The following is a 21,882-nucleotide window of genomic DNA, read 5'->3' on the forward strand; positions in this document are numbered from 1 at the left end:
CTGGAAACGAGATCGTCGTCGCGGTAGCTTCGCTCATGGCGGTGGGTTCCGGTGAAGGGTTGGAGGTCAGATGCCTCCCTTCTCCACGAACCCGCCGCCCTCTTCAACCTACGCCGTCCACAACATTCGACGATAACTCCCACCCTGGTGCAGCTCACCCCTCTTCAAGGCGGAGTTGGAGATGAACGGGGCCGCCGCTCCGGCTACAAGAGGTCCGCGAAAAGACGTAAGCGAGAGACCGTTTCGGGCAGGCGTTGCTTCGCCAAGGCGTCGAGGAACTCGTCGACGGTCTTGGGTGGGTTCTTGAGAGCGGCTCGCTGGGCCTTGGCGGCCCCGCAAACCGCGGCGGGGTTGAGGCCGAGCAGGTGCGTGATGAACTCGTCGGGGTGCTCTGCTTCGAGGCCGTACTTGGCGAGGCTCGAAGCCGGGAAGTCGTCGAGGTTGAACGTAACGATGACCGACGCCCGCGTGCGTATCGCCGCGGCGAGTACATGGCGGTCACCCGGGTCGGGCAGCACCAAGCCATCGATGAGGTCTTCGTAGCCGCTGACGAGGCAGTCGCGGATGCCCGCGTTATCAGGTCGCGGGTCCGCTCGAGTTGCTCACGCGTCAGGTCGGGGCGGTTCGCCAGCAGGTTCCTCATCCACTCTTCGTGGATTTCAACCGTCCAGCGGGCGCGGAACAAATCGGTTAGGGCCAGCCGCATCAGCAGGTCGCGGAGCGGGGCCGGGTAGAGGACGCACGCGTCGTAGAGGGCTGTGAAAGTCGCCATCGTCCCTGAAGGTCGTTGGGGGCTCAGTACCCCATGCCAAGCTCCTGAGCTTGTTCGGCCAGCTCATCGAGGGCTTTCGTCCGCTTCTCGTCGATTTCGCGCTTGTAGTCCATCAGGTCCTTGAACAGCACGCGGCGGTGCGTCCCAACCCGGCGGAACGGGATGACGTCGTCCTCCAGCTGCTTGACCAAGAACGGGCGAGACACCCCTATCAGGTCTGCCGCCTGCTGGGTCGTCAGTTCGGCGTGGATGGGCATGAGCGTCACGGCGTTGCCGTCCGCCATCGCCGAAAGCAGATCGACCAGCAGACGCACCGCAGCCGCCGGAAGTTCAACTTGCTCGTTGGTATCGGCGATGTTGACGGTCAGCGGGCGGTCCCGAAATGGGACCAGCCGACGGCTCGACAGCTTGGCGAGCTGAACGTCGTCGACCGACGGGGTGACCGGCTCTTGAATCAGTGCCGACATGAGGTTCCTCCTAGCTCTTCTCTTTGTCCTACAAGACTATCGCCTAAACGCAACAAACGCAATAAGCGAAACTTGCGAAACGACGCAGATCGCTCTAAGTCTCATGTACAAAGCGGGTTGCGACTTCGACGAACGATCGAGAAACCGCTTGAGAGACCGGACAGCCGGCCGCCCTCGCCCGCACGCACGAGGGAGGTGGCCGGATATCTGCGCAAGGCCGATGCAGCCTGTGCCCCTGCTCAGGCCGATCCGTGATGGATCGAGATGTCTGCTAACCGTCCTCCTGAGTTGACCAGTTCACCCGTATCTCACACTTGCGACTGTTTCCCAGGGCAGAACTAATGAACCTCAGTGGCGTGGACAGCGAAGGTCGCGCATCGCCGGCGCAATGCGAAGTTCGCGACGTTTGCCGGTCATCGGCGGTCGGCGTCCAGCCACTGCTGCAGGATTCCAGCTAGTCTTGCGCCTCTGTAGGCATCAATCTGCTGGCGATCCAACCGGCCGTCTACGTCAGGCTTCAGATTGAAGAGTTCGACGCGACTTCCGTAGTCGACTAGCTTGCCCCAGCCCTCAATCACTACTCGGGCTAGCAACCCGTGATCCGGATCGTCGAGGTGATCGAGATCGCTGTCGTGCTCGTAGGCCTCAACGAAGACTCGGTCCCGCTTCCGAAGGAGATCGGGGTCTCGAAGATCAAGCCCGGTCATCCCGTCGGCGGGCTTGATCCCGCAGGCGTGCAGGATCGTCGGGGCGATGTCGATGTTGCTGGCTAGCGCTCTCTTGTCGCGCACTGGCTGCAGTTCGGCCGGGTGCGAGACAATGATCGGTGTGCGGATTACCATCTCGGTCGGGTAGCGCTTGGATCGCCCGTCGTCCTTGTGACGCACTTCGGGGTCCTGTCCCCAGCCGTTGTCGCACGTGTAAACGACCAGCGTGTCGTCGTAGACGCCGTTCTCCTTCAGGCAGTCCAGCAACTGGCCGCAGGTCTCGTCGAGCCACTCGCAGTTCGCCCAGTACCACGCGATCGCCTCGCTGGGAGCGACATCGCGGTACTTGGCGACAAGCCGCTCCGGGGCGTTGTGCGGGGAATGCGGCAGGAAGACCCCGTACCAGATGAAGAAAGGCTCCTCGTCGTCGACCGCGCGCTCAACGAACTCGGTGATCGGCCGCATCGTCGATCGACCGATCGCGAGCCCGTCGTCGCCGTGCCGCCCGCCCCGTCGCGTGTCGCCGTGCGTCATGGCCTGCTCGAAGCCGTGGTCGCGTGGGTCGCCGGCCCACCATTTCCCGGTCTGCAGCGTGGCGTAGCCGTTGGACCGCAGTCGCTTGACGAACGATTCGTGGATTTGCATGGGCGCGTACATCCGCTCGCGGAGCGCGGCGCGGACCTCGGGGTCCATCTTCTTGGTTTCCCCAACCGGATCGTTGCCGCGGATTTGGGTCTGCCGGGGATAGAGCCCGGTGACGATGCTCGCCAACGAGGGACTGCACAGCGGCGCGGTCACGTAGCCTCGATCGTAGACCACGCCACCGGCCGCGAGCGCGTCCAGGTTCGGGGTCGAGATGGTAGGGTGTCCCATGAAGCCGTAGTCGGCCCACCCCTGGTCGTCGCTGATGATCAGGACGACGTTGGGACGTTCGCCCGAGGCGGTCGCGCCCACGGCGAGCCCAATCACCACGACAGTCGTGGCGAGGACGGAGCGTCCCATGTTGCGATTCCTTGGAGCCGATGGGATGGGTCGCGGCGGCCGGGCTCACGGCGAGGTTCCCTACTCAAAGACGAGCGTCGGTTGCTTGGAAATCGAACCGCCGGACGCGAGGAATTGGTTTCGATCGGCGATTCGTTCGCCGTTGATTGATAGCTCGTGCAGCACGACGGGCTGCTCCTTGTTCGCCCACTCGTAGACCTCGACCTTTTTCTCGACAGGCCCGCTCACCGAGCAGTCGTTGAGGGTCACGCCGCCACTCTGGACCACGATGCCGATCCCGTCCGGGCTGTCGCTGTCGATCGTGACGCCTTCGGCGGAACCGTAGCCGGCCCAGCCGTTGGTCGGTTCGTGAGTGCCGATGTCCGCTCCCAAGCGGAAGCGGAGCCCGGTGCTCCCCGGGCGGAGGCGGATACGCACGTTTTTGACCGCGACGTGTCCCCGCAGGTCGAGCGCTGCGCTCTTGCGACCGCCGCTGTCGATGACCTCGAGCCCGTCGATCACGACCAGCGGCGGGCCTTCCTCGCGTTGGCCCTTGATGTCGACGCCGTCACCGCCACTGCGGATGATCCTCGAGTTCAAGATCTTGAGGCCACGCGTCAGTTGCGTCCCGTTTTGCACGCCGATGCCGTAGAACCCGGCGTCGACGACCGAAACGTCGTCCAGGGTGAGGTCCGTGCAATCGGCGATCCGCACACCATGGGCCTTCGCGTTGTTCACGGTCACGCGGATAAGCTTCGTCTTTGTTGAATTAGTGATGCGGACGCCGACACCGCCCGCGTCTCGGCACTCCACATCGTGGAGGGTGACTCCCTTGCAGTCGCTCATCACGACGCCGTTTCCACCGGAAGCGCGGCTGCCGACGAGTCGGAGGTTCTCGATCCGCAGGTTGCGGACGCCACTCAGCGCGAGCAGGTCGCCGGGGCTCTCGTGCTGGTTGATCGTCGCGGGGTCGCCGCTCCGCGTGGTGATAATGATCTCGGCGTCGCCCTCGGCGCGTGTGATTGGCGTGCGAGACTTGGCCTCGTACTCGCCGCCGGTTTCAAGATAGATGACGCCCCCGGTCGGATCCAATCGACCAATCGCCTCCACCAACGCCGCGACGACGTCGTGGTCGTGGGCCGGCAGCAAGGCGTCGATCGCGATCTTCGTGGTCGCGGGATCGTCCGGCCCCTCCGCGACGGCGACGACCGCCACCGCGGCAACGAGCACGCCGCCAAGAAATCGCAACGGTTGGACACTAAGGCCGTGAGTCATCTTGCCGCCTCCTTTAGCTCGTCAAATCGAGTACGCATTCGAACGAGCTGATCCTCGAATTCGGGACGGCGAGCCAAGTCGTTCTCTTCCCGAGGGTCGCTCTTCAGGTCGAACAGTTGCTCGTAGCCCGCTTCCGGCCAGTACAGGTACTTCCAGTCCTTGCGTACGAGCGCCTCCGACGCAGGGATGAAGTCGGCGCTGTGGTAGGTCGGGTGCTCATAGAAGAACTCGGTACGCCAAGGCGCTTCGCCCGACCCGAGATACAGCGGCGCGATGTCGGCACCTTGCATCAAGGCCGGCGCCGAGACGCCGGCCGCCGCGAGGATCGTCGGCGCGAGGTCTACGTTGAGGACGAGCTCGTCCCGCGTCGTGCCGCGAGAGTGGTCCGGCATCCGAGGGTCATCGATGACCAGCGGAACGCGGATGCTCTCCTGGTGCGGGTACCACTTGTCCGCGAGTCCGTGCTCGCCGTGGTAGTAGCCGTTGTCGCCCGTGAAGATGACCAGCGTCTCTTGGCGTTCCCCCTGCTCTGCCAGCTCGTCGAGGACGACGCCACAAGCACGATCGACTTCGGTAACCAAGCGGTAGTAGTTGGTCATCATCGCGCGGTACTTCTCGGCGGTGTCGAAGCGCAATAGCCAGCGTCGCCGCCCCTCGTTCTTCTCGTTGAAGAACGGAGGGAGCCGCCGCCACGACTCAAGCGAGTTGTTCGGAGGGCTCTCGATGACGGCGTCGTCGTAGAGCTCCTCACTCCAGTCCTGTGGCAGGTACTGCTGGGGGCTCTTGTCCTCCGCATGCGGCGCGAAGAACGCGACCGTCAGGAAGAAAGGCCGATCCTTCCGGCGGTTCCGAAGGAACGCGACCGCGTCGCGTTCGTTGCGGACGGTCACGTGCGTCCTGGCGCCGTCGACCTGGTACCAGTGCTTGCCGTGGTAGGTCACGCTATGGTCGTACTCGTCGGGTGGTTTCTTGCCGTTGTGCCACTTGCCGACGTGGGCGACGCCGTAGCCGGCGTTCCGCAATCGGGCGACCACCGTGTCTTTCCAGGGCGTCTCGAACGGGACCATGCCCTGTGCGCCGTGGCGGGACATCCACTGGCCGGTCAGCATCGACGCGCGACTGACGCCGCAGATCGAGGTCGTCACGTAGGCGTGCTCGAAACGCACCCCGCCCGCCGCGAGCGCGTCGAGGTTGGGAGTCTGCACAACCGGGTGGCCGGCCGCGCCGAGCGTGTCATGACGCCAGTCATCCGCGTACAGCAAGAGGACGTTGGGCGCCGCGGCCGCCTGGGAGCAAGCCAAACGGCAAGCCAGGACGGCTAGCGCTTCGATGGCGGCGATCCAATGCGAGTGGGTGATTCGATTCGGCACGGGGTTATCTCGAGAGTCGGCAATCGGGTCGGCCTGCTGCAATCGCCGGGCGTGTGCTCACCACTCCTCACGATCGTCCGGAGATCGCGCGAACGCGTCTCGGAACGCCTCGAATCGCGGCCCCATCACGTAGAGCCAACGCTCCGGCAGATGCCGGCGCAAAGAAGCGCGCCGGGGGTCGAACGCGGAGTCGCGTCCGAGGTTGGTGAACTCACCAGGATCGCTACCGAGGTTGTAGAGTTCCTCGCTCCCGTCCGCGTAGTGAATCAACCGCCAGGGGCCGCGGCGGACGGCGAAGTTGCCAGGGCCGTGGGTCATGAGGGTCGGCTCGTCCCAGCCGAGCGAAGGGTCGCTCAGCAGCGGCGAAAGGCTGCGACCGTCGAGCGGTTGCTGGATTTCGAGTCCGCAGAGATCAACCAGGGTCGGAAAGAGGTCTTGCAGGCCTACTGGAGCATCGACTCGTTCTCCGATCGATGGCGTGCCTGGGGCCCGGATGATCAGCGGCGTGCGCGTGGCGCGCTCCCAGAGCGAGAACTTCCGCCATCGCTGCTTCTCGCCCAGGTGCCAGCCGTGGTCGCCCCACACCACGACGATCGTGTTGTCCGCGTGCGGGCTGCTCCGCAGAGCGTCCAGCATGCGGCCGACGTTCGCGTCGGCGAAGGAGCAGGTCGCCAGATAAGCCTGGACCAGCTTGCGCCACGCACCCTCGGTCTTGACCACCGACGGGTGGTCGCTCCCGGCGCCGTAACCAACGTGGTTCGCGGCGAATCGTCTGCCCGCCGCCGGCAGGTCGTCGAGGTCGTCCTCCGGCGTCACGGGCAGCGAGATGCTTTCGAGGTCGTAGAGGTCGTAATACTTCTTGGGCGCATCCCAGGGCAGGTGCGGCTTACGCAGACCAAGGCAGAGGAAGAGCGGCCGATCGTGCTCCTCCTGCAGTTGACTGATCGCCCAGTCGGTCAGCTTGCCGTCGGAGGTCTCGCTGTCGTTGTCGGTGGCTTGAATCCCGCACTCAAGTTTGATGTTCGGACCGAGCGGGATCGGATCCGCCGCGACTCCGGGAAAGTCCTTCTTGTAGACGTCCCAGCCACGGCGGTGGGACGAGGCGCCGTGGAACACTTTGCCACAACCGACCGTGCGGTACCCGTTATTCTGGAACACAGAGTTCAGCGGCAGCTGAGTCTGTGGCAGTTGGGCGCCCGACTTGTGGACGTCGTCGTGTCCGTAGACGCCGCTCTTGTGGGGCGCCATGCCGTACAGGGTGGCGGTTCGCGACGGAGCGCAGGACGTGGCGGGCGCGTAGGCGTGCGTGAAGACAAGAGCTTCGCTTGCGAGGCGATCGATGTGAGGGGTCCGCGCCTGCGGGCGCCCCCCGAGCACGCCGACCCAGTCGCTGAGGTCATCTACGCAGATCATCAGAACGTTCGGTCGGTCCGATTTGCCTCCCGGGTTCGCGGACGCGAGCAGCGGCGCCGCCAGGACTAAGGTCGCGATCGTGAGCGAGCGATGAATCACGGTGCTTCCTCGGGGAGCGAACTCTGTCGATGCGGATGGTGCACCTGGAGAACTCATGGAGCCCCAGCGTCGTATTCCGCCTGCCACGTTTCGATCTGGTCCGTGGTGACTTCGTCGCGGTGAATGATCAGTCGATAGCGGAGCGATAACGGCGACTCGGGGTCGTCCGAAACGGGCACGGCTTGCCGACCGGGATAGACCACGTTTTGCATCGCCCGTGTGTGGTTCCTTAGAATCCAAGGCGTCACGCCGCCCGGGTGGTCCTCGTGAGTCAGCACCATCACGTGGTTGTGGACGCCGTCGTCCCGGGGCCGGATATCCAGCCACCGGCCCGCGTGGACCGCCGTGCGGTCCGCTCGGACGGCGCCCTGCTCCCCGCGGAAGAGCAAGTCGAGTGGGTTCTTGATTCGCAAGGAAAATCCGCCGTACCCCTTGGCGTTGTCCGCCCCACCGATCCCCAGGCTCGGGGTCAATGCGAGCAGGCGAATGACGAAGTCGATCACCTGGCGACCGTCAGACATCGGGTAGACCCGCAGAGCGACGGTCTCTTCCGCAAACGGCTCCATGACGCCCGCTGGTCGCCACTCGGGTGACCTCCAGTGGAGCGTGACGCGGACAAGGTGCGACCCGTCGTCCTGGGGCGTCGACTCCACCTCGGAAACGTCCCATTGGAAGTTTTTGCAGGCCCACGGGTCGCCGATCCGCTTGTCGCCGATGAGCACTTGATGCCAAGTCCAAAACACGCCGCGGTGCCACGGGTGATCCGACGGGAAGTCCTCGGTTAGGACCGCGCCATCGAGGTCGTACAGCGGGTGGATGTAGTTTGACCGCGGGAACCGTCCCTGCAACGACGTCTCGGCAAGCTGATACCTCAGCACGGGACGCCCGCGATCGGCGATGTCGATTCCGTCGCCCGAGACGACCACCTCGATCGACGCGTCGGTCCGCGGCTCCAGTCCGGCGTCGTCGGCGAAGGCCTGGCCCGCGCTGGAGAGACTCATGCAGCAGGCAAGCACCGCCGCCGGCGCGGTACGAATCGTCGCCCTGATGCTAGTCGTATGCGTCAACTCGTGTTCACCAAACTGCTGGCTTCGCGTCCTCGGATGAAGGCAGCCCAACCAAGCGTCACGTGGCTGATTCATGGTTTCCATGGCCTCGAGTCGAACGCCGCGCCGTCGGTCGCCCAACGCCAGTAGGCCGAGCGCTGCTAGGACGCTGGCAGATGGCTCAGGCACGCCCGCGAGCAGCGAAGCCAACTCGGCCGAGGTGGCACCGAAGTTCTGCCGCCAAAGCTCGTAGTCAGCCCCGTCCACACCGTCCGAGCCACTCCCGTTGCCATTGAGGGACGACTCGTCCTCGGCCCCTACGTTGTCGCGCCACACGGTGTAGTCCCCCGCATCGACGACGCCGTCGTTGTTGAAGTCGCCCGGGACTCCCGTAGAGAGGTCGGCAGCGAGCACCCACGAGAGTTCGACCCAGTCCACGAGCGTGTCGTCGAAGAACGCCAGATTGAGTTGCCCGTCGCTGAGGAGGGGGAACTCGCTCGGGTCCAACTTATACACGAGGTTCATCCATCCCCCGTCGGTTTCGAAGCCCGCCATCGAGGAAAGGCGACGTTGATTGTCGGCGGCGTCAAGCGCCATGTTGTCGTTTTCGTAGCCACTGAGGCCGTTAACGCGGGCGTGGACCTGTACGCTCTCGATCAGGCCGGGGTCGAGCGCGTCGAACTCGAAGGTCATGGCGCGCACGTCGTTGTTGCCCCCTTCGTCGAGGCCTTTGAATCCCCAGTTGGCGGAGATCGCGGCTAGATCGGATCGGAAGTCTGGATCGACGTGCGGGTTGTCGTCTGGATTGGACGGGCCGTAGCCGGTGTTCGCATCACCGAGGACCGACAACTCAGCCTGGAGCAGCGCGATGGTCCCGTCGATTGACAGGTTGTCGGTGTCCCAGAACAGCCCCTCGGTCAAAGCGGGCAGGGTGATCGTGTCGAACGAGTCAGAGATCGAGTCGGCCTCGAGCAGCCGATAAACGCCTGGACCTGTTGGGGTCTCTCGGATCAAGTTGATCCGCAGCTCACCTCCGAGCAGTAGCGAGCCATCGACGACCAACCGATCCGCGACGTTGTGAAACGCGTCGAAGTCGATCTGCAGGACGCCGGTTGGATCGATCGTGTACGCGAGAGCCTCGGCCGACTCAGAACGAAACGCGGTGACGCCAACCATCTCGCGATACCCGGGGCTCAACACCCCACCCGCGAGCACCGAATCGGCCGGGACCGCGTAGGACTGGACCGGGGCGACCGGTTCGTAGCGGAAGTCGAGGTCGAACGAGAACCCGTCGAGGCTCCCCACCCGGACCGTCTTGCTGCCGTAGTCGGCATTGAGATACGGGCTGTCGTAGACCTTCGCCGGCGTCAGGTCGACGGCTTGCCCGCCCACCTGAGGGACGCGTCGATCATCGAACAGGACGATCGGCTGCCCGGAGGCGCCGGCGTCGTAGGTGACGGCGCCGTTCTGGTAGCTCAGCGCGTTGTCGCGAACGTCCGCCTTGAACGCGGCGAGGTCCGCGTAGCTGCTCGCACGCCCCATCTGCAGCACGACAACGGTCGCTTCATCGTTGAATCGGAGATAATCGCCCGTTCCCAACTCGCCGGATGCGTCCTCGACGGTGAAGGGGGAAGCGCCGCCGGGCAGGACGCCCCTCATGGCGAAGAACGAGCCGCTGCCATCGTCGCCGAAGACCCAACCGTCGGCTTCTTGCGTGTAGACGAAGTCGCTCGATACATACACCCGCGGGTCTTGGCCGGGGGGGCCGTCGGCTTGCTTGCGGATGAGCACCGCGTCGCCGTGCCCGACCGCTTGCAGCTCGTTGAACTGCGAAACCTCGGCCGTGAGGTTCACGACAATGCGGCTGTCGGGCGAGGCGTCGGTGACCGCGCCCATCCACTGGTTCTGGTTGTGGATGGCCATGTAGGTCTTGTTCTCGTCGATCGTGAACCAACCGAGGGCGTAGTCGGGCGTCACGCGCGTGGTGCGCAGGATCGACGACTGCGTTCCGGCCGAGGCGCTGTAGACCAGCCCACCCTCGGGATCGACGGTGCGTACGCCCTCTCCGGGACGATTGGAGACGTACGTGTAGCTGCCACGCGCTTCGTCGTTGGTGATCAGCTCGACGATCTCGGGGCGAACGCGGTAGTCCGTGGTCGCAGCGCCGCCGAACAGCCGTGTGAGGTGCATCCCGTCGGGCAAGACGCCGAAGCCCTCACTCGGCTCGCCGACGAACGGCCAGAGGTACTGGGCGCTGCGCTCTTGCGTCGCGTCGAGACTGCGGTTTTTCGGCACACGGACTTTGGCGCCGCCGCGAATCCCTTCGATGGTCTCTTGGGCAAGATCGGCAAAGTGCAGATCGAGGTACTCGCGCGAGATCGCTTTCAGCCGCGGGTCCTCTGCGTGCTGCGCGACGTGGAAGACCGGTTTGTGGTAGGTCGGTTGGTAGACCGACGAGCCAAACTCGACCGACTGGCCCTGGCCGGCACGAGTCTGGAAGTAGTCGAGCAGGTTGCTCGTCCACTTGCCGTAACGCTGCTCGGGCGTGTCGCCGCCGGGAAAGACGTAATCCACATACGCGGGGTCGTCCTTGGTCAACTGGGCCGTGATCCAGTGGACGGAGCGAGTGTGCATGTCGTGATTGTCGCTGCCCCAGATCCGGCCTCGGTGGGGCGCGTCCAGCGAAGGTCGATCGTGGTGGTCGTCCCACTCCGAGAAGTTGACGAGGAACGCCTTAGCCTTCGCCTCGTTGCTGGCCGTGAGGTGTCGGTGGAGCGCCGGGTCGGCGATCAGCGAGGCCAGCGTTGGCAACTCCCAGTAGGGATCGATCTCCGCGGAGTCGCCTGTCTGGCTGTCCCAGAAGTTCGCCTTGCCCGTCAGGTAACTGTCGAGGGCGGCGTTGGCCTGATCGATCTCGGCAGGCGACTTGTTCAACGAGAACGCCGAGTAAGCGACGCCGAACGTCTGTTTGGCGACCTGCCCCGGGTCGGCGTTGCCGGCAAAGACTCTCGCGCTGTACGTGTTGTAGAATCGGTGGAGGTACTCCTGCTGTCTTGCGGTCACGTCGTCGGCTCTCGACACGCCGCCAACGGTCGCGCTCGCGGCTAAGATTAGCCACGCTTTCACGTGAACGGCGAAATCGGGGTGGTGGTGCACCATTCCGCGTGCGTCTTGTGCGACGTCTTGACGCCGATGAGCGTCGTGATAAGAAAGAGCCGGATTGTTGTCGGCGGTGCCACTTCGCTCAGAGTAACGCCAGTCGCCAACATGATCGGGGTGGTGATCTCTGGCAAGGCTAAGCGCCTCGAATTCACACGCGTCGATGACGCTTCCACGGGACTCGTGTGGCTCGCCGCCGCTCCCGACGGTGTCTCAGCCCGACGGTGTCTCAGAGAACGACGGAGCCGATGGCGAGACAACCGCGGCGCCAAGCTCGGTTTCTTTGCCGCGCGGAGGAGATCGCGTCCCGTCGCCCGCTCTCGGCGCCGTTGACGATCGCCACTAAACCCCAGCCCCAGAACGACGATCCGACGGGGGATTTTCTCGGATTTCGAGTTTTCCCGAACTTTGCGCGTTGGATTCGACGTGGGTCGGCCCTTCTCCCTAACGAGCGCGCCCCGCGGGCGGCTTTCCACTCGAACTTTTCCTCTCGTCCCCCATCCGAAGACCAGCAGGTTGAGCGAGCAGGAGAACAGCCGCGTGGTCGAACTCATCGCCCGTCATCAGGGCGAGATCCTCGGTTTTATTCTGTCGCTTCTCTATCGCTGGACCGACGCTCAAGACGTGCTTCAAGAAACGAACATCGCGTTGTGGGCGAAGCGGGAATCGGCCCCTGTCGATGCGGAGTTCCTGCCGTGGGCCTGCAAAGTGGCCTACTTCCAGGTGCTGACTTACCGGAAACGCAATCAAAGGAGTCGCGTGTTCTTCTCCGAGGCGTTGATCGGCGATATGGCCGCTGCCGAGGCGAACGCCCAGCCGGCCCACGCCGCGCGAGTCGAAGCCCTTGAGCACTGCATGGGGCGCCTTCCTGCTCGCAGCGCGAGTCTTCTCAGGAAGCGGTACTACGCGCAGCAGCCGCTCGAAGAGGTGGCCGCCGAGTTGGGCCGCAGCGTTCAGGCAGTCTCGCAGGCGCTTTACCGCATCCGCAAGCGGTTGCTGGAGTGCATCCAGCAGCGGCTGAAGCTCGTCGAAGGGGGCGTAGGATGACCGCCGATTACGAGCCATCGGACGAGTTAGGTGTCCTGATCCAGCGCGTCGTCGATGGCCAACTCACCGACGCCGAGCACGACCGTCTCGAGGCCATCCTGTCGGACGACGCCGCTGCCCGCGAGTTCTTCGCGGATTTCCTTCGGCTGCACGGGTTGCTGAACTACCAAGCCGTCGCGACCTGCCCAAACTGGGAAGAGTTTGAGTCGCGGTGGGCGCAACTCGATCCGCCGGCCGGCGACGTGGATGTCGAAAGCGGACTAATATCAGGCGGGGCCCGGACACGTTTCGCCGCTTACTGTTGGCGACTAGCGCCTTGGGGGGTCGCAGCAGCATTAGTGCTGAGTCTCGGGCTGCCGAAGGGCGAGCGTGCCGACAAGCCTCCTGCCGTCGCCGACGCGGGTTCCGCCGAGGTGACTACCGGGGTTCAGGAGACTCCGGGGCAGCAATTGGGAGTCAAAGCGGATGATCCGATCGTGCTGCAATCGGTCAGTCGCCCCCCCGCCCCGGTAGCTACCCTGGCGAGTCACTCCGACGCCATCTGGCGAGGGAAGCAGCTGTCGGTCGGTGAGCCGATGCACGAGGGTGAGACCTTCCACCTGGAGGAAGGGAACGCCCACATCAGCGTCGGGTTCGGCGCGGAGATCAAGGCGACCGGGCCGTGCTCGCTGACGTTCACGTCGAACGACCAGGTCCGGTTGAGCCAAGGAGAGATCCTGGTCGATGTCGCGGAGTGGGCAAAGGGCTTCACGGTGGTCACCGACGCGATGGACGTCGTGGACCTCGGCACGACCTTCTCGGTTTCGGCCGGTGACGGCCTCGCCACGAAGACCAGCGTGCTGTCCGGCATGGTCCGCGCTCTGCCTCGCAAGACTCCGGAAGGAGATCGGCGGAGCATTTTGCTGTCGGAGGGCGAAGGGCTGGCGGTCGATGGCGAGGGCAACCGACGGAGTTTCAAGCGACCCAGCAAGGCCGGGCCCGACGACCCCCGGTTCGACGGCCCGGCGCCGTACCGGCCCGTGACTTTGTACAACACGGGGATCGGCCTTGCCGAGGGGGATGAAGACCCGCACTGGCGCGTCATTGCGGGCCCCGCGGACGCGTTCGACGGCGCTTGTTATGCCCGGGTCTGCGTGCCGTACAAGCGGTACCTCGACAACGAGCTGAGTTCGTCTCAGTGGGTGTCGATTCCTGGCTGGGAGTCGGCCGCCCCCAATTCGATGTACACGTTCGCTACCGCTTTCGACCTGGATGGCTACGACCTGGCCACAACCAGGCTGTTCGGCCGCTTCCTGGCCGACAACGGAATCCAGGCGGTCCGAGTCAACGGCCAGTCGGTCCGTGTCGAATCATGGACCGACAATGTAAGCGGACAGCGGTTCGACGGACAGCAGTTCCGGTTTGTCAACGTGACTGACGGTCTCGTTGACGGCCGCAACACGATCGAGATCGACGTGTTCAACGGGACGACGGTGGATCGCGAGACCTACGAGGCCGTCGTCGTACCGAACCACATGGCCCTGCGGGTTGAGTGGTACGCGTTCGGACGGGGCTCCGAGCTCGCATCGGTTCGCGGCGAGGACACCAAGCCGGCGACGACTGCCGCCCCGACTTCGCACGACAGTCGCGCCGGAGCCACCAACCTGCGTCGAGAGTCCCCTCGCGGCTTCCATAACCGACGAGTCGTGCTAGGAACACTCCCCGCCGACATCACGCGCATCGAAACCCGCTAGTAACCGGGAGGTTCGTAACCACCAGCAACGATTCGCTGCTCTTCGCTGCCCCTTGTCAAACCCGTACTTGTCTTCGCGTCGATGCGTGGCAGCCGATTTGGCTGTCGCTGGCACGCCCTTACCGGACGCCGCGACGCATCCCCCGTGCCAAAGAGTACTCACCCATGTTACTGACTTCCCAACGAGCGTTTGCCATCGGCGTTGTCGCCATCGCCGCGTCCACGCACTCGGCCATCGCCCAGATGACCGTCCTGGCAGTTGACCTCAGCGGCGATGTCTCTATGAACCGGCAGAACTCTTCACTCGACGAAGGCGGCGAGGTTCAAACCAGCACCGGCGACTTCGACGGTGACGGGATGACCGACGACGCTCGCTTCCTGATCCCGATCGACCACGCGGGAAACTTCGTAGACGTCCCCACTAATGGTCTTGACGGGCCGAACAAGTCAGGCACTTGGGCCAGCGGTGTCGAGGTGCTGAGCTTCGATACAACCACGGCAACCGGCCTTCAGCTCTACCGCTACGAAGATGGCCTCGACCGACTGCAGGCGGGCAATGCGGCGAACGGAGCGGCTGCGCAGAGCTTCGCCTTCGCTCCGCACGTGCGGAAGAACAACTTCCTGAACGGGGCCTCGGTGGGGGAGACTGTCAGCTTCACCGACGATCCGAACGGCTTCACGATCGATTGGAATTTCCAGAACTCGGTCAACCCCCCAACTCGCCGCGTTCGCGCGACGGTGCAGAACGGTGAAGACTGGTACGTCACGGGGTGGGCATCTGCCTCAAAGGATGACGCGCGGACCTTCAATCCCGCCACCGAAATCTGGTTTCCGTACGACACGGCGACCAGCTTGTTTGTCGAGGAAGTTGGCGGCGGCGACTTGAACCCGGTTGGCAGCGGAGGAGTTCTCGGCTCCACCTTCACGGACATCCAAGCGTTGGGCGGCCTGCTGTACGAGACCGACTACTCGGGTCCTTCAAACAACGCCGTCGTCCAGAACCTTGACGCACTAACCGTATCGCTCGACTTCACCCACCCGCCGCTGCCGACGGCGCCGATCGGTGAGGCAATCGTCTACTGGCAGATGGATTCGACGGACGCCGGCGCGCGCCTGGTCGATCCCTTCAGCGAGGGCGGGGCAAACGAGTTCTTCTGGAACGGAACCGCGGTCCCGGACGCCTCGGGTGGCTTCAGCGACCCGCTCTTCCTCGGCGATCCGATTCAACCGCCGACGATGCCGGACGCCTTCTTCGACACGGCGAACGCCCCGGAGTTGACGACCGGAAACCAGGGAGTGTTCGGAGAGGCGCTCCGCTTCAATCGATCCGAAGAGGATGAGGCGATCGGCATCGTGGCGTGGAAGGGCGACGACATCGACCCCTTCGTGACCGAAGACCTCGACTCGGTCTACGTCGACTTCCACTTCAAGGAGGACGACAACATGAATGGCACGCAGGTCTTGGTGCGAGGCCGGAGTGTCTTTGAGATCCGGATCAACAACAACGGCCAACTCGAATGGCTCACGCGTAATACCGACAACACTGTCGACTTAATCACTTCAGATCCGCTCGGCGCCGAAGGGGACTGGCGGCACGTGAAAGCGTGGCACGACGCCGACGGTAACAAGGCGCTCTATCTAGACGGTGAGTTGGTCGGGGTTAGCGCGCCTGGGCCGCTCAAGAACGACACCAATAGCATCACTATCGGAAACAAAGAGAACGACGTGCAGTGGTTCTCGGGCCTGATTGACGAGGTCTTCGTGGGAACCGGTGTCCCCGACGCGATTGCCGGAGACTACAACAGCGACGGCGTGGTCGATGCAGCAGACTACACCGTGTGGAGAGACTCGGTCGGCAAGGAAGGCTCGTTCCTCGCGGCCGATGGCAACGGCGACGCGGTGGTCGACACGCTCGACTACGACGTTTGGGTGGCCAACTTCGGCGCGACCGCGGCGCCGCCCACGAACGCCGTGCCCGAGCCGGGCACGCTCGTGATGCTCGCCCTCGCGTGCGTCGGTCTTCGGCGCCGCGTTGGCTAGTGCGTGGCGGAGTCCGCGTCCTGCCTGGGCGGCCGGGGTGGCCCGCCCAGGCAGCCGACACCGAGTGTAGAGAGAGGTAGGAGTAAAATGAGCACACCCACCTTTATGGAAGAGAAGCGATGAACAAGAAGACGCACGGCGCCAACGCCGGCTTCACGCTGGTCGAGCTGCTCGTGGTGATCGCGATCATCGGCATCCTCGTGGCAATGCTGTTGCCAGCGGTTCAGGCTGCACGGGAAGCCGCGCGGCGGTCCCAATGCACCAACCACCAGAAGCAGCTCGCGCTGGCGATGCTGATGCACGCCGACGCCAAAGGCGCCCTGCCCAGCGGGAGGTTGGGGTGCGACAGCAGTTCCAAGCCACCGGGCTGGAAAACCAGCAACTGCGAGGCCGCCGGCGGCAGCGACCCCAACGAGCTCGGGTTTGACATGACGTGGCACGGCGCCAGCGCGTTCGTGCAGATCTTGCCCTACTTTGAGGAATCAGCCCTCTACGACCAATTCCGCGTTGACGAAGTCGCGATTTGGCAGCCGAATCCGAGCGGCTGGTTGGACAGATACCCCGAGATTCAACAGGCTCTGACACAACAGCCCGCCACGCTGGTCTGCCCGAGTGCCGACATGCAGCGTTTCGGTCAGGACTACAAGTACGAGGGATACGACACGGCCACCGGCAGTTACGCGGTAGTCGCTGGCACGTGCGGACCCGGGATGCGGTGCGACGGCCTGAACGGGGAGCGCATCTTTCTAAAGTACTCCAACGACGGCTTGTTCATGTACGGCCGCAAGATCGAGCTCCGCAAGATCACGGACGGGACCAGCAAGACGTTGATGCTCGGAGAGTCGATCGATGGTGACTTCAGGAAGTCGATCAACCAGTGGACGAACGGGGGCCGGGGACAGACGATCCGCTCCACGACCACACCGCTCAATTTCCCCTCCGGCATCGATTCCGGGAACGGGCTGTTGAGCCCCGGGACGAACGCCGGCTTCGCGAGTAGGCACCCGGGTGGGGCACTCTTCGCATTCGCGGACGGGCACGTGATCTTTGTCCAAGAGAACATCGACCACCTTGCGTACAAGCAACTCTCGACTCGCGGAAACAATGATATCCCGGACCTGCAGTGGTGATTCTGAGGCAATCAGAGGTGAACGACCTCAAGCGCGCGAACGGTTCTTGCAACCACGTGTCGGCGAGACGGGCGGCTATCGGCCTCCTGTCGTTGGCGTCCTTGATGCTCGGCTGCTCCGACGGACGACCGACCCGCGTCAAGGCCTCCGGCCGAGTGATGATCGACGGCGAGCCGCTGAAGCACGGGTCGGTGCTGTTCGTGCCCGATGGCGGCCGACCGGCGGCCGGCGCGATCGACTCGGACGGCCGCTTCTTCCTCACCTGCTTCGAGCCGGGCGACGGCATCATCCCAGGCAAGTACCAGGTGCAGGTGAAAGGCACGGAACCAATCGGCGAGGATGCGCAGCGTTGGCACGCCCCTATGAAGTACGCGAACCCAAGAACCTCTGGGATCGAGCGCGAGGTCAACGAGTCCACCGACGCCCTGCTGATCGAGTTGACATGGGATGGCGGAGAACCGTTTGTCGAGCGTTTCTGACGACCTTCCGGGCGTTGCGCCGCTCGCGCAAGAACGATCCACGGCAACCCGCGCTGGACCACCTCATGACTAAGCGAACTCAGGTTGGTTCCGGCAGCACACAAACGTACGCGGCCTTTCCAAAGCGACACGTCGACCCATGATAACGCTAGCTCGCATCAGCGGCGTTGCGCTGGCCCTCGCCGCAGCAGGCTGGTCCTCCGCAAACGCAACAGACAAGGATGAGCCTCCGGTCGCGAGCGGCCCCGCGTCGGCGAAGCTTGACCAACTCCGGAGCGAGTGGCTCGATCCCCCCAGAGAGTCTGGCGTCCGCTGTTGGTGGTGGTGGCTCAACGGGAACGTGACGGAGGAGGCGATCACCACCGACCTGGAAGCGATGGCCGATCGTGGATTCAGCGGGGCGGTCATCTTCGATGCCGACGGGTCGGGACAGAAGGGCAACGCGACGGCCCCGGCGGGACCGATGTTCGGCTCGAAACGATGGACCGAGTTGTACCTGCACGCGTTGCGTGAAGCCGAACGACTCAACTTGACCCTCGCCCTCTCGATCCAAAGCGGCTGGAACGTGGGAGGACCGCGGGTCCCTCCCGACGACGCCGCGAAGCGGGTCACTTGGTCCGAGACGACCGTGTCGGGAGGACAGCCGGTTAAGCATCGACTGCCAGTGCCACCGCGGCAGGGCGATTACTACCGTGAAATCTGCGTGCTCGCGTGGCCACTTCGAGAGTTACCGGAGGATCGGCCGCCGATACGCGACCTGGACTTGAAAGCCGCGACCCGCGAGGCGGGTGGGGCCGCGCCCGATTGCCGATACTTGCTCGACGACCACCCGCCGACCGCTGGCGAGTGGGACGCTCAGCCTGAGGAAGTGCTCGACGTCACACGCTTCGTCGATGCCGGCGGCGTGTTGCGTTGGGACGCGCCGCACGGCGACTGGGTCGTGCTCCGCGTGGGGTACACGTTGACGCTGGCTGAGGTCTCCACGGCGAGCAACGACTGGCAGGGGTTGGTGATCGACTACCTCAGCGAGGAGGCGTTCAACAAGTACTGGGCGGACTCGGTGGCGCCCGTGCTTGACGCGGCGGGTCCGCTGGTCGGAACGGTGCTGACGCATCTCGAGACCGACAGTTGGGAGTGCGGCTCGATGAACTGGTCGCCGCGATTCGCGGAAGAGTTTCGCTCTTTCAATGGCTATGACCTCAAGCCGTATCTGCCCGTTCTGGCTGGCAAGATTATCGGCACTCGGGCGGCGAGCAACGCATTCCTGGCCGACTTTCGCAAGACGATCGGCCATTGCATTTCGGAGAACCACTACAGGGTGTTCGCCGAGCGGGCGGCCGAGTACGGGCTCGGCATTCACCCGGAGTGCTCGGGCCCGCACGCCGGTCCGCTGGACGGCATCAAGAACTACGGCCACAGCGACTTGGTTATGACCGAGTTTTGGGCCCCGTCGCCGCACCGACCGGCCGATAGCGATCGTTTCTACGTCAAGCAGTCCAGTTCCGCAGCGCACATCTACGGAAAGCGGCTCGTCGGCGCTGAGTCATTTACGACGATCGGCCCTCACTGGAACGACTGCCTGTGGCGTGACCAGAAGCCGGCGATGGACTACGCGTTCTGCTCTGGTCTGAACACGGTGTTCTTCCACACCTTCACGTGCTCGCCCGCTTACATGGGGCTGCCCGGCCAAGAGTACTTCGCCGGGACGCACGTCAGCCCGCGTGTCACGTGGTGGGAGGAGTCCGGCCCGTTCATGGACTACATCAATCGTGTCCAGCACCTGGCCCAGAAGGGGAAGTTTGTCGCGGATGTCCTCTATTACTACGGCGATCACGTGCCCAACATAGCGAGCTACAAGGGCTCCGATCCCGCCGGCGCCTTGCCGGGGTACGACTACGACATCACGAACGAGGACGTCCTACTGCGACTCGAGGTGGCCGGTGGCCGCATCGTCACGCCCGGTGGGACGTCCTACCGCCTCCTCGTGCTGCCCGATCACAAGGTGCTCTCACTCGCGGCGCTAGAGAAGGTCAATGCCTTGCTGCACAACGGCGCAACCGTCCTCGGCCCGAAGCCGGAACGCCTCGTGAGCCTGGTGGGCGGGGGCGATGCCCAACGTGAGTTCGCGGCTCTGGCCGACAGCCTTTGGGGCGAGCGGCCCCCGGAGCGCGGCCGGCGTTCCGTCGGGGCCGGGAGCCTCGCTTGGGGCTGCTCGTCAAGAGAGCTCCTCCTCGAGGAGGGCGTTTCGCCCGACTTCGCCCCTGCCGGTACAGACGAAGCGGCGGGGTTCGAGTACGTGCACTACACGGTCGACGGTCACGACGTGTACTTCGTCAGCAACCAAGCCGGCCGCCGAGCGAGCGCGGAGCTCGTGTTCCGTGTTGCGGGCCGGCGACCCGAGTTCTGGGACCCGGCCACCGGCTCGACACGCCCGGCGGATCGCTTCGAGATGTCGATACGCACGACCACCGTGCCGCTGACGCTCGAACCGCACGGCAGTGTGTTCGTCGTCTTCGACGAGCCGGCCAGCGCTGGCATGAACGGCGCGCCGAACTACCCGGAGTGGCACGAGGTCGACAAGCTCGCCGGGCCCTGGGACGTCCAGTTCGACTCGCGCTGGGGCGGACCGGTCGAGCCGGTTCGCTTCGAGAAGCTAGCCAGTTGGCTCGAGCACCCGCTTGAAGGAATCCGTGCCTACTCGGGCCGCGCAACCTACCGACATACATTTGTCGCCGACTCGTCGATGATCAGGCGATCGATTGCCATCGAACTTGGCGACATCAAGGACGTTGGCGTCGCGCGGGTCCGACTTAATGGCGTCGACCTCGGGGTGGTCTGGCTGCCGCCGTTCCGTGTCGAGGTCACCGAAGCGATTCAGAGCGGAGACAACGAACTCGAAGTGGCGGTCGTCAACTCGTGGCACAACCGCGTCATGGCGGACGCGGAGCTCCCGCCCGAGCAGCGACTGACCAACACGAACATCCGCGTCGTTCACAAGGGCAAGTTCCGGTGGGAACCGGAAGACGCCGGGTTGCTGGGACCGGTACGGCTCGTGACCCAGGTCGCTCCCAATCGAAAGATCACGAGGACCGCGGCCCGCGCGGTGGAGTCGGATTGACCGACGGCTGCCAAGAACCGAAGGACCGTTTTCGCGGGGTCGACTAGAAGCCTCTCGTGCTGATCGCGACACAAGTCAAAGCAATGAGCCATCGATCAACAACTCACGCGGTCTTTACCCTGCTACTGGGTTTCCAGACGACTTTCGGGGCGGACACGAGCACGACGGAACCCGCTTCCCGGAGTGCCCCCGCTTACGACGCATCGGCGCCGACGCCGACCGTCGCCGGGCTTGCCTACGGTCCCCACGGACGGCACGTGCTCGACTTTTGGATGTCGCCCGCCGCGGGTCCGAACCCCCTGGTGATGGTGATCCACGGCGGGGGATGGCAGGGCGGCAGCAAGGAGCGACTCCACCGGTTCGTCGATGTAACCGCGCTGCTGGACGCCGGAGTCTCGGTCGCCGCGATCAACTATCGATTGATGCGGCACGCAGAGGACGTGACGCCCCCGGTGAAGGCGCCGCTCATGGACGCGGCGCGTGCGCTGCAGTTCTTGCGGCTAAACGCGGAGAGGTTCGAGATCGACCCGAATCGAATCGGGGCGGCGGGCGGATCCGCCGGCGCTTGTTCGAGCCTCTGGCTCGCCTTCCACGACGACCTGGCGGACCCGAGCAACCCAGACCCGGTGCTTCGGCAATCGACTCGACTGGCTTGCGCCGCGGGCCTGGGCGCGCAGACGACGCTCGACCCGAAGCAGATGGTCGAGTGGACCCCGAACAGCGTCTACGGCGGGCACGCGTTCGGGAAGAAGGACTTCGCCCAGTTCCTGGCGGATCGCGAGAGCCTCCGGCCTTGGATCGCCGAGTACTCGCCGTACGCATTGGTTAGCCCCGGTGATCCCCCGGTCGGGGTGTTCTACAACAAGCCGCCGGCGATCGGCCGACGCCAGAAAGACCCCACTCACACTTCCAACTTCGGCGCGATGCTCAAGGAGCGGTGCGACGCCGTCGGCGTGTCGTGCGACGTGGTGTACCGCGGCGCCGGCCCTGAGGCGATGTCCGATTACCTCATCGCGACGCTCACCGACTCGGAATAAACCAATCGCC

At 64.5% G+C, this 21,882-nt stretch carries 15 protein-coding genes; 7 read left to right on the forward strand and 8 right to left on the reverse strand.

Annotated elements, in window-relative coordinates; genetic code table 11:
* Window positions 1-203 precede the first annotated feature (203 nt).
* The 8 genes from RIC11_RS15680 to RIC11_RS15715 all read right to left on the reverse strand — a co-directional run bounded on the left by RIC11_RS15680 (window position 204) and on the right by RIC11_RS15715 (window position 11,423).
* Window positions 204-518: a VapC50 family PIN domain-containing toxin gene (locus tag RIC11_RS15680; protein WP_350212961.1), complete on the reverse strand. Its 315-nt coding sequence runs from the start codon at window positions 516-518 to the stop codon at window positions 204-206.
* A 277-nt stretch (window positions 519-795) separates the two neighbouring features.
* Complete coding sequence (locus RIC11_RS15685; protein ID WP_350212963.1) at window positions 796-1,239, reverse strand: excisionase family DNA-binding protein; 444 nt, start codon at window positions 1,237-1,239, stop codon at window positions 796-798.
* Between the two features lie 413 nt (window positions 1,240-1,652).
* Window positions 1,653-2,900 (reverse strand): sulfatase-like hydrolase/transferase, encoded by a 1,248-nt coding sequence (locus RIC11_RS15690; protein WP_350212965.1) that lies wholly within the window; start codon window positions 2,898-2,900, stop codon window positions 1,653-1,655.
* A 108-nt stretch (window positions 2,901-3,008) separates the two neighbouring features.
* Window positions 3,009-4,202 (reverse strand): right-handed parallel beta-helix repeat-containing protein, encoded by a 1,194-nt coding sequence (locus RIC11_RS15695; protein WP_350212967.1) that lies wholly within the window; start codon window positions 4,200-4,202, stop codon window positions 3,009-3,011.
* Entirely contained in the window at window positions 4,199-5,533 is a 1,335-nt protein-coding gene (locus tag RIC11_RS15700) for a sulfatase family protein (protein WP_350213027.1), read from the reverse strand. The genes RIC11_RS15695 and RIC11_RS15700 overlap by 4 nt, the downstream gene beginning before the upstream one ends.
* Before the next feature lie 96 nt (window positions 5,534-5,629).
* Complete coding sequence (locus RIC11_RS15705; RefSeq protein WP_350212969.1) at window positions 5,630-6,985, reverse strand: sulfatase; 1,356 nt, start codon at window positions 6,983-6,985, stop codon at window positions 5,630-5,632.
* 152 nt (window positions 6,986-7,137) lie between these two features.
* Window positions 7,138-11,193, reverse strand: a complete 4,056-nt coding sequence (locus tag RIC11_RS15710; RefSeq protein ID WP_350212971.1) for a DUF6807 family protein — start codon at window positions 11,191-11,193, stop codon at window positions 7,138-7,140.
* Between the two features lie 59 nt (window positions 11,194-11,252).
* Window positions 11,253-11,423 (reverse strand): hypothetical protein, encoded by a 171-nt coding sequence (locus RIC11_RS15715; protein ID WP_350212972.1) that lies wholly within the window; start codon window positions 11,421-11,423, stop codon window positions 11,253-11,255.
* Window positions 11,424-11,829: 406 nt separating this feature from the next.
* On the opposite strand from RIC11_RS15715, the gene RIC11_RS15720 reads away from it, so the two are divergent.
* The 7 genes from RIC11_RS15720 (at window position 11,830) to RIC11_RS15750 (ending at window position 21,872) form a co-directional block, all read left to right on the forward strand.
* Window positions 11,830-12,336, forward strand: a complete 507-nt coding sequence (locus RIC11_RS15720) for a sigma-70 family RNA polymerase sigma factor (RefSeq protein WP_350212974.1) — start codon at window positions 11,830-11,832, stop codon at window positions 12,334-12,336.
* Window positions 12,333-14,069, forward strand: coding sequence for a FecR domain-containing protein (locus tag RIC11_RS15725; RefSeq protein ID WP_350212976.1), 1,737 nt, complete (start codon window positions 12,333-12,335; stop codon window positions 14,067-14,069). The genes RIC11_RS15720 and RIC11_RS15725 overlap by 4 nt, the downstream gene beginning before the upstream one ends.
* A 164-nt stretch (window positions 14,070-14,233) precedes the next feature.
* Entirely contained in the window at window positions 14,234-16,108 is a 1,875-nt protein-coding gene (locus tag RIC11_RS15730) for a LamG-like jellyroll fold domain-containing protein (RefSeq protein ID WP_350212977.1), read from the forward strand.
* A gap of 119 nt (window positions 16,109-16,227) precedes the next feature.
* Window positions 16,228-17,238, forward strand: coding sequence for a DUF1559 family PulG-like putative transporter (locus RIC11_RS15735; RefSeq protein ID WP_350212979.1), 1,011 nt, complete (start codon window positions 16,228-16,230; stop codon window positions 17,236-17,238).
* 17 nt (window positions 17,239-17,255) lie between these two features.
* Complete coding sequence (locus RIC11_RS15740; protein ID WP_350212981.1) at window positions 17,256-17,717, forward strand: hypothetical protein; 462 nt, start codon at window positions 17,256-17,258, stop codon at window positions 17,715-17,717.
* 139 nt (window positions 17,718-17,856) lie between these two features.
* Window positions 17,857-20,835 (forward strand): glycosyl hydrolase, encoded by a 2,979-nt coding sequence (locus tag RIC11_RS15745; protein WP_350212983.1) that lies wholly within the window; start codon window positions 17,857-17,859, stop codon window positions 20,833-20,835.
* Window positions 20,836-21,092: 257 nt separating this feature from the next.
* Window positions 21,093-21,872, forward strand: a complete 780-nt coding sequence (locus tag RIC11_RS15750; protein WP_350212985.1) for an alpha/beta hydrolase fold domain-containing protein — start codon at window positions 21,093-21,095, stop codon at window positions 21,870-21,872.
* Window positions 21,873-21,882 lie beyond the last annotated feature (10 nt).

This window comes from Botrimarina sp., from assembly GCF_040219535.1.
GTDB lineage: Bacteria > Planctomycetota > Planctomycetia > Pirellulales > Lacipirellulaceae > Botrimarina.

Excerpts from the sequence above, each read along its gene's own strand:
- RIC11_RS15735 (WP_350212979.1), top strand. The coding sequence starts at position 16,228 with ATGAACAAGAAGACGCACGGCGCCAACGCCGGCTTCACGCTGGTCGAG.
- RIC11_RS15730 (WP_350212977.1), top strand. The coding sequence starts at position 14,234 with ATGTTACTGACTTCCCAACGAGCGTTTGCCATCGGCGTTGTCGCCATC.
- RIC11_RS15745 (WP_350212983.1), top strand. The coding sequence starts at position 17,857 with ATGATAACGCTAGCTCGCATCAGCGGCGTTGCGCTGGCCCTCGCCGCA.
- RIC11_RS15725 (WP_350212976.1), top strand. The coding sequence starts at position 12,333 with ATGACCGCCGATTACGAGCCATCGGACGAGTTAGGTGTCCTGATCCAG.
- RIC11_RS15705 (WP_350212969.1), bottom strand. The coding sequence starts at position 6,985 with ATGATCTGCGTAGATGACCTCAGCGACTGGGTCGGCGTGCTCGGGGGG.
- RIC11_RS15685 (WP_350212963.1), bottom strand. The coding sequence starts at position 1,239 with ATGTCGGCACTGATTCAAGAGCCGGTCACCCCGTCGGTCGACGACGTT.
- RIC11_RS15695 (WP_350212967.1), bottom strand. The coding sequence starts at position 4,202 with ATGACTCACGGCCTTAGTGTCCAACCGTTGCGATTTCTTGGCGGCGTG.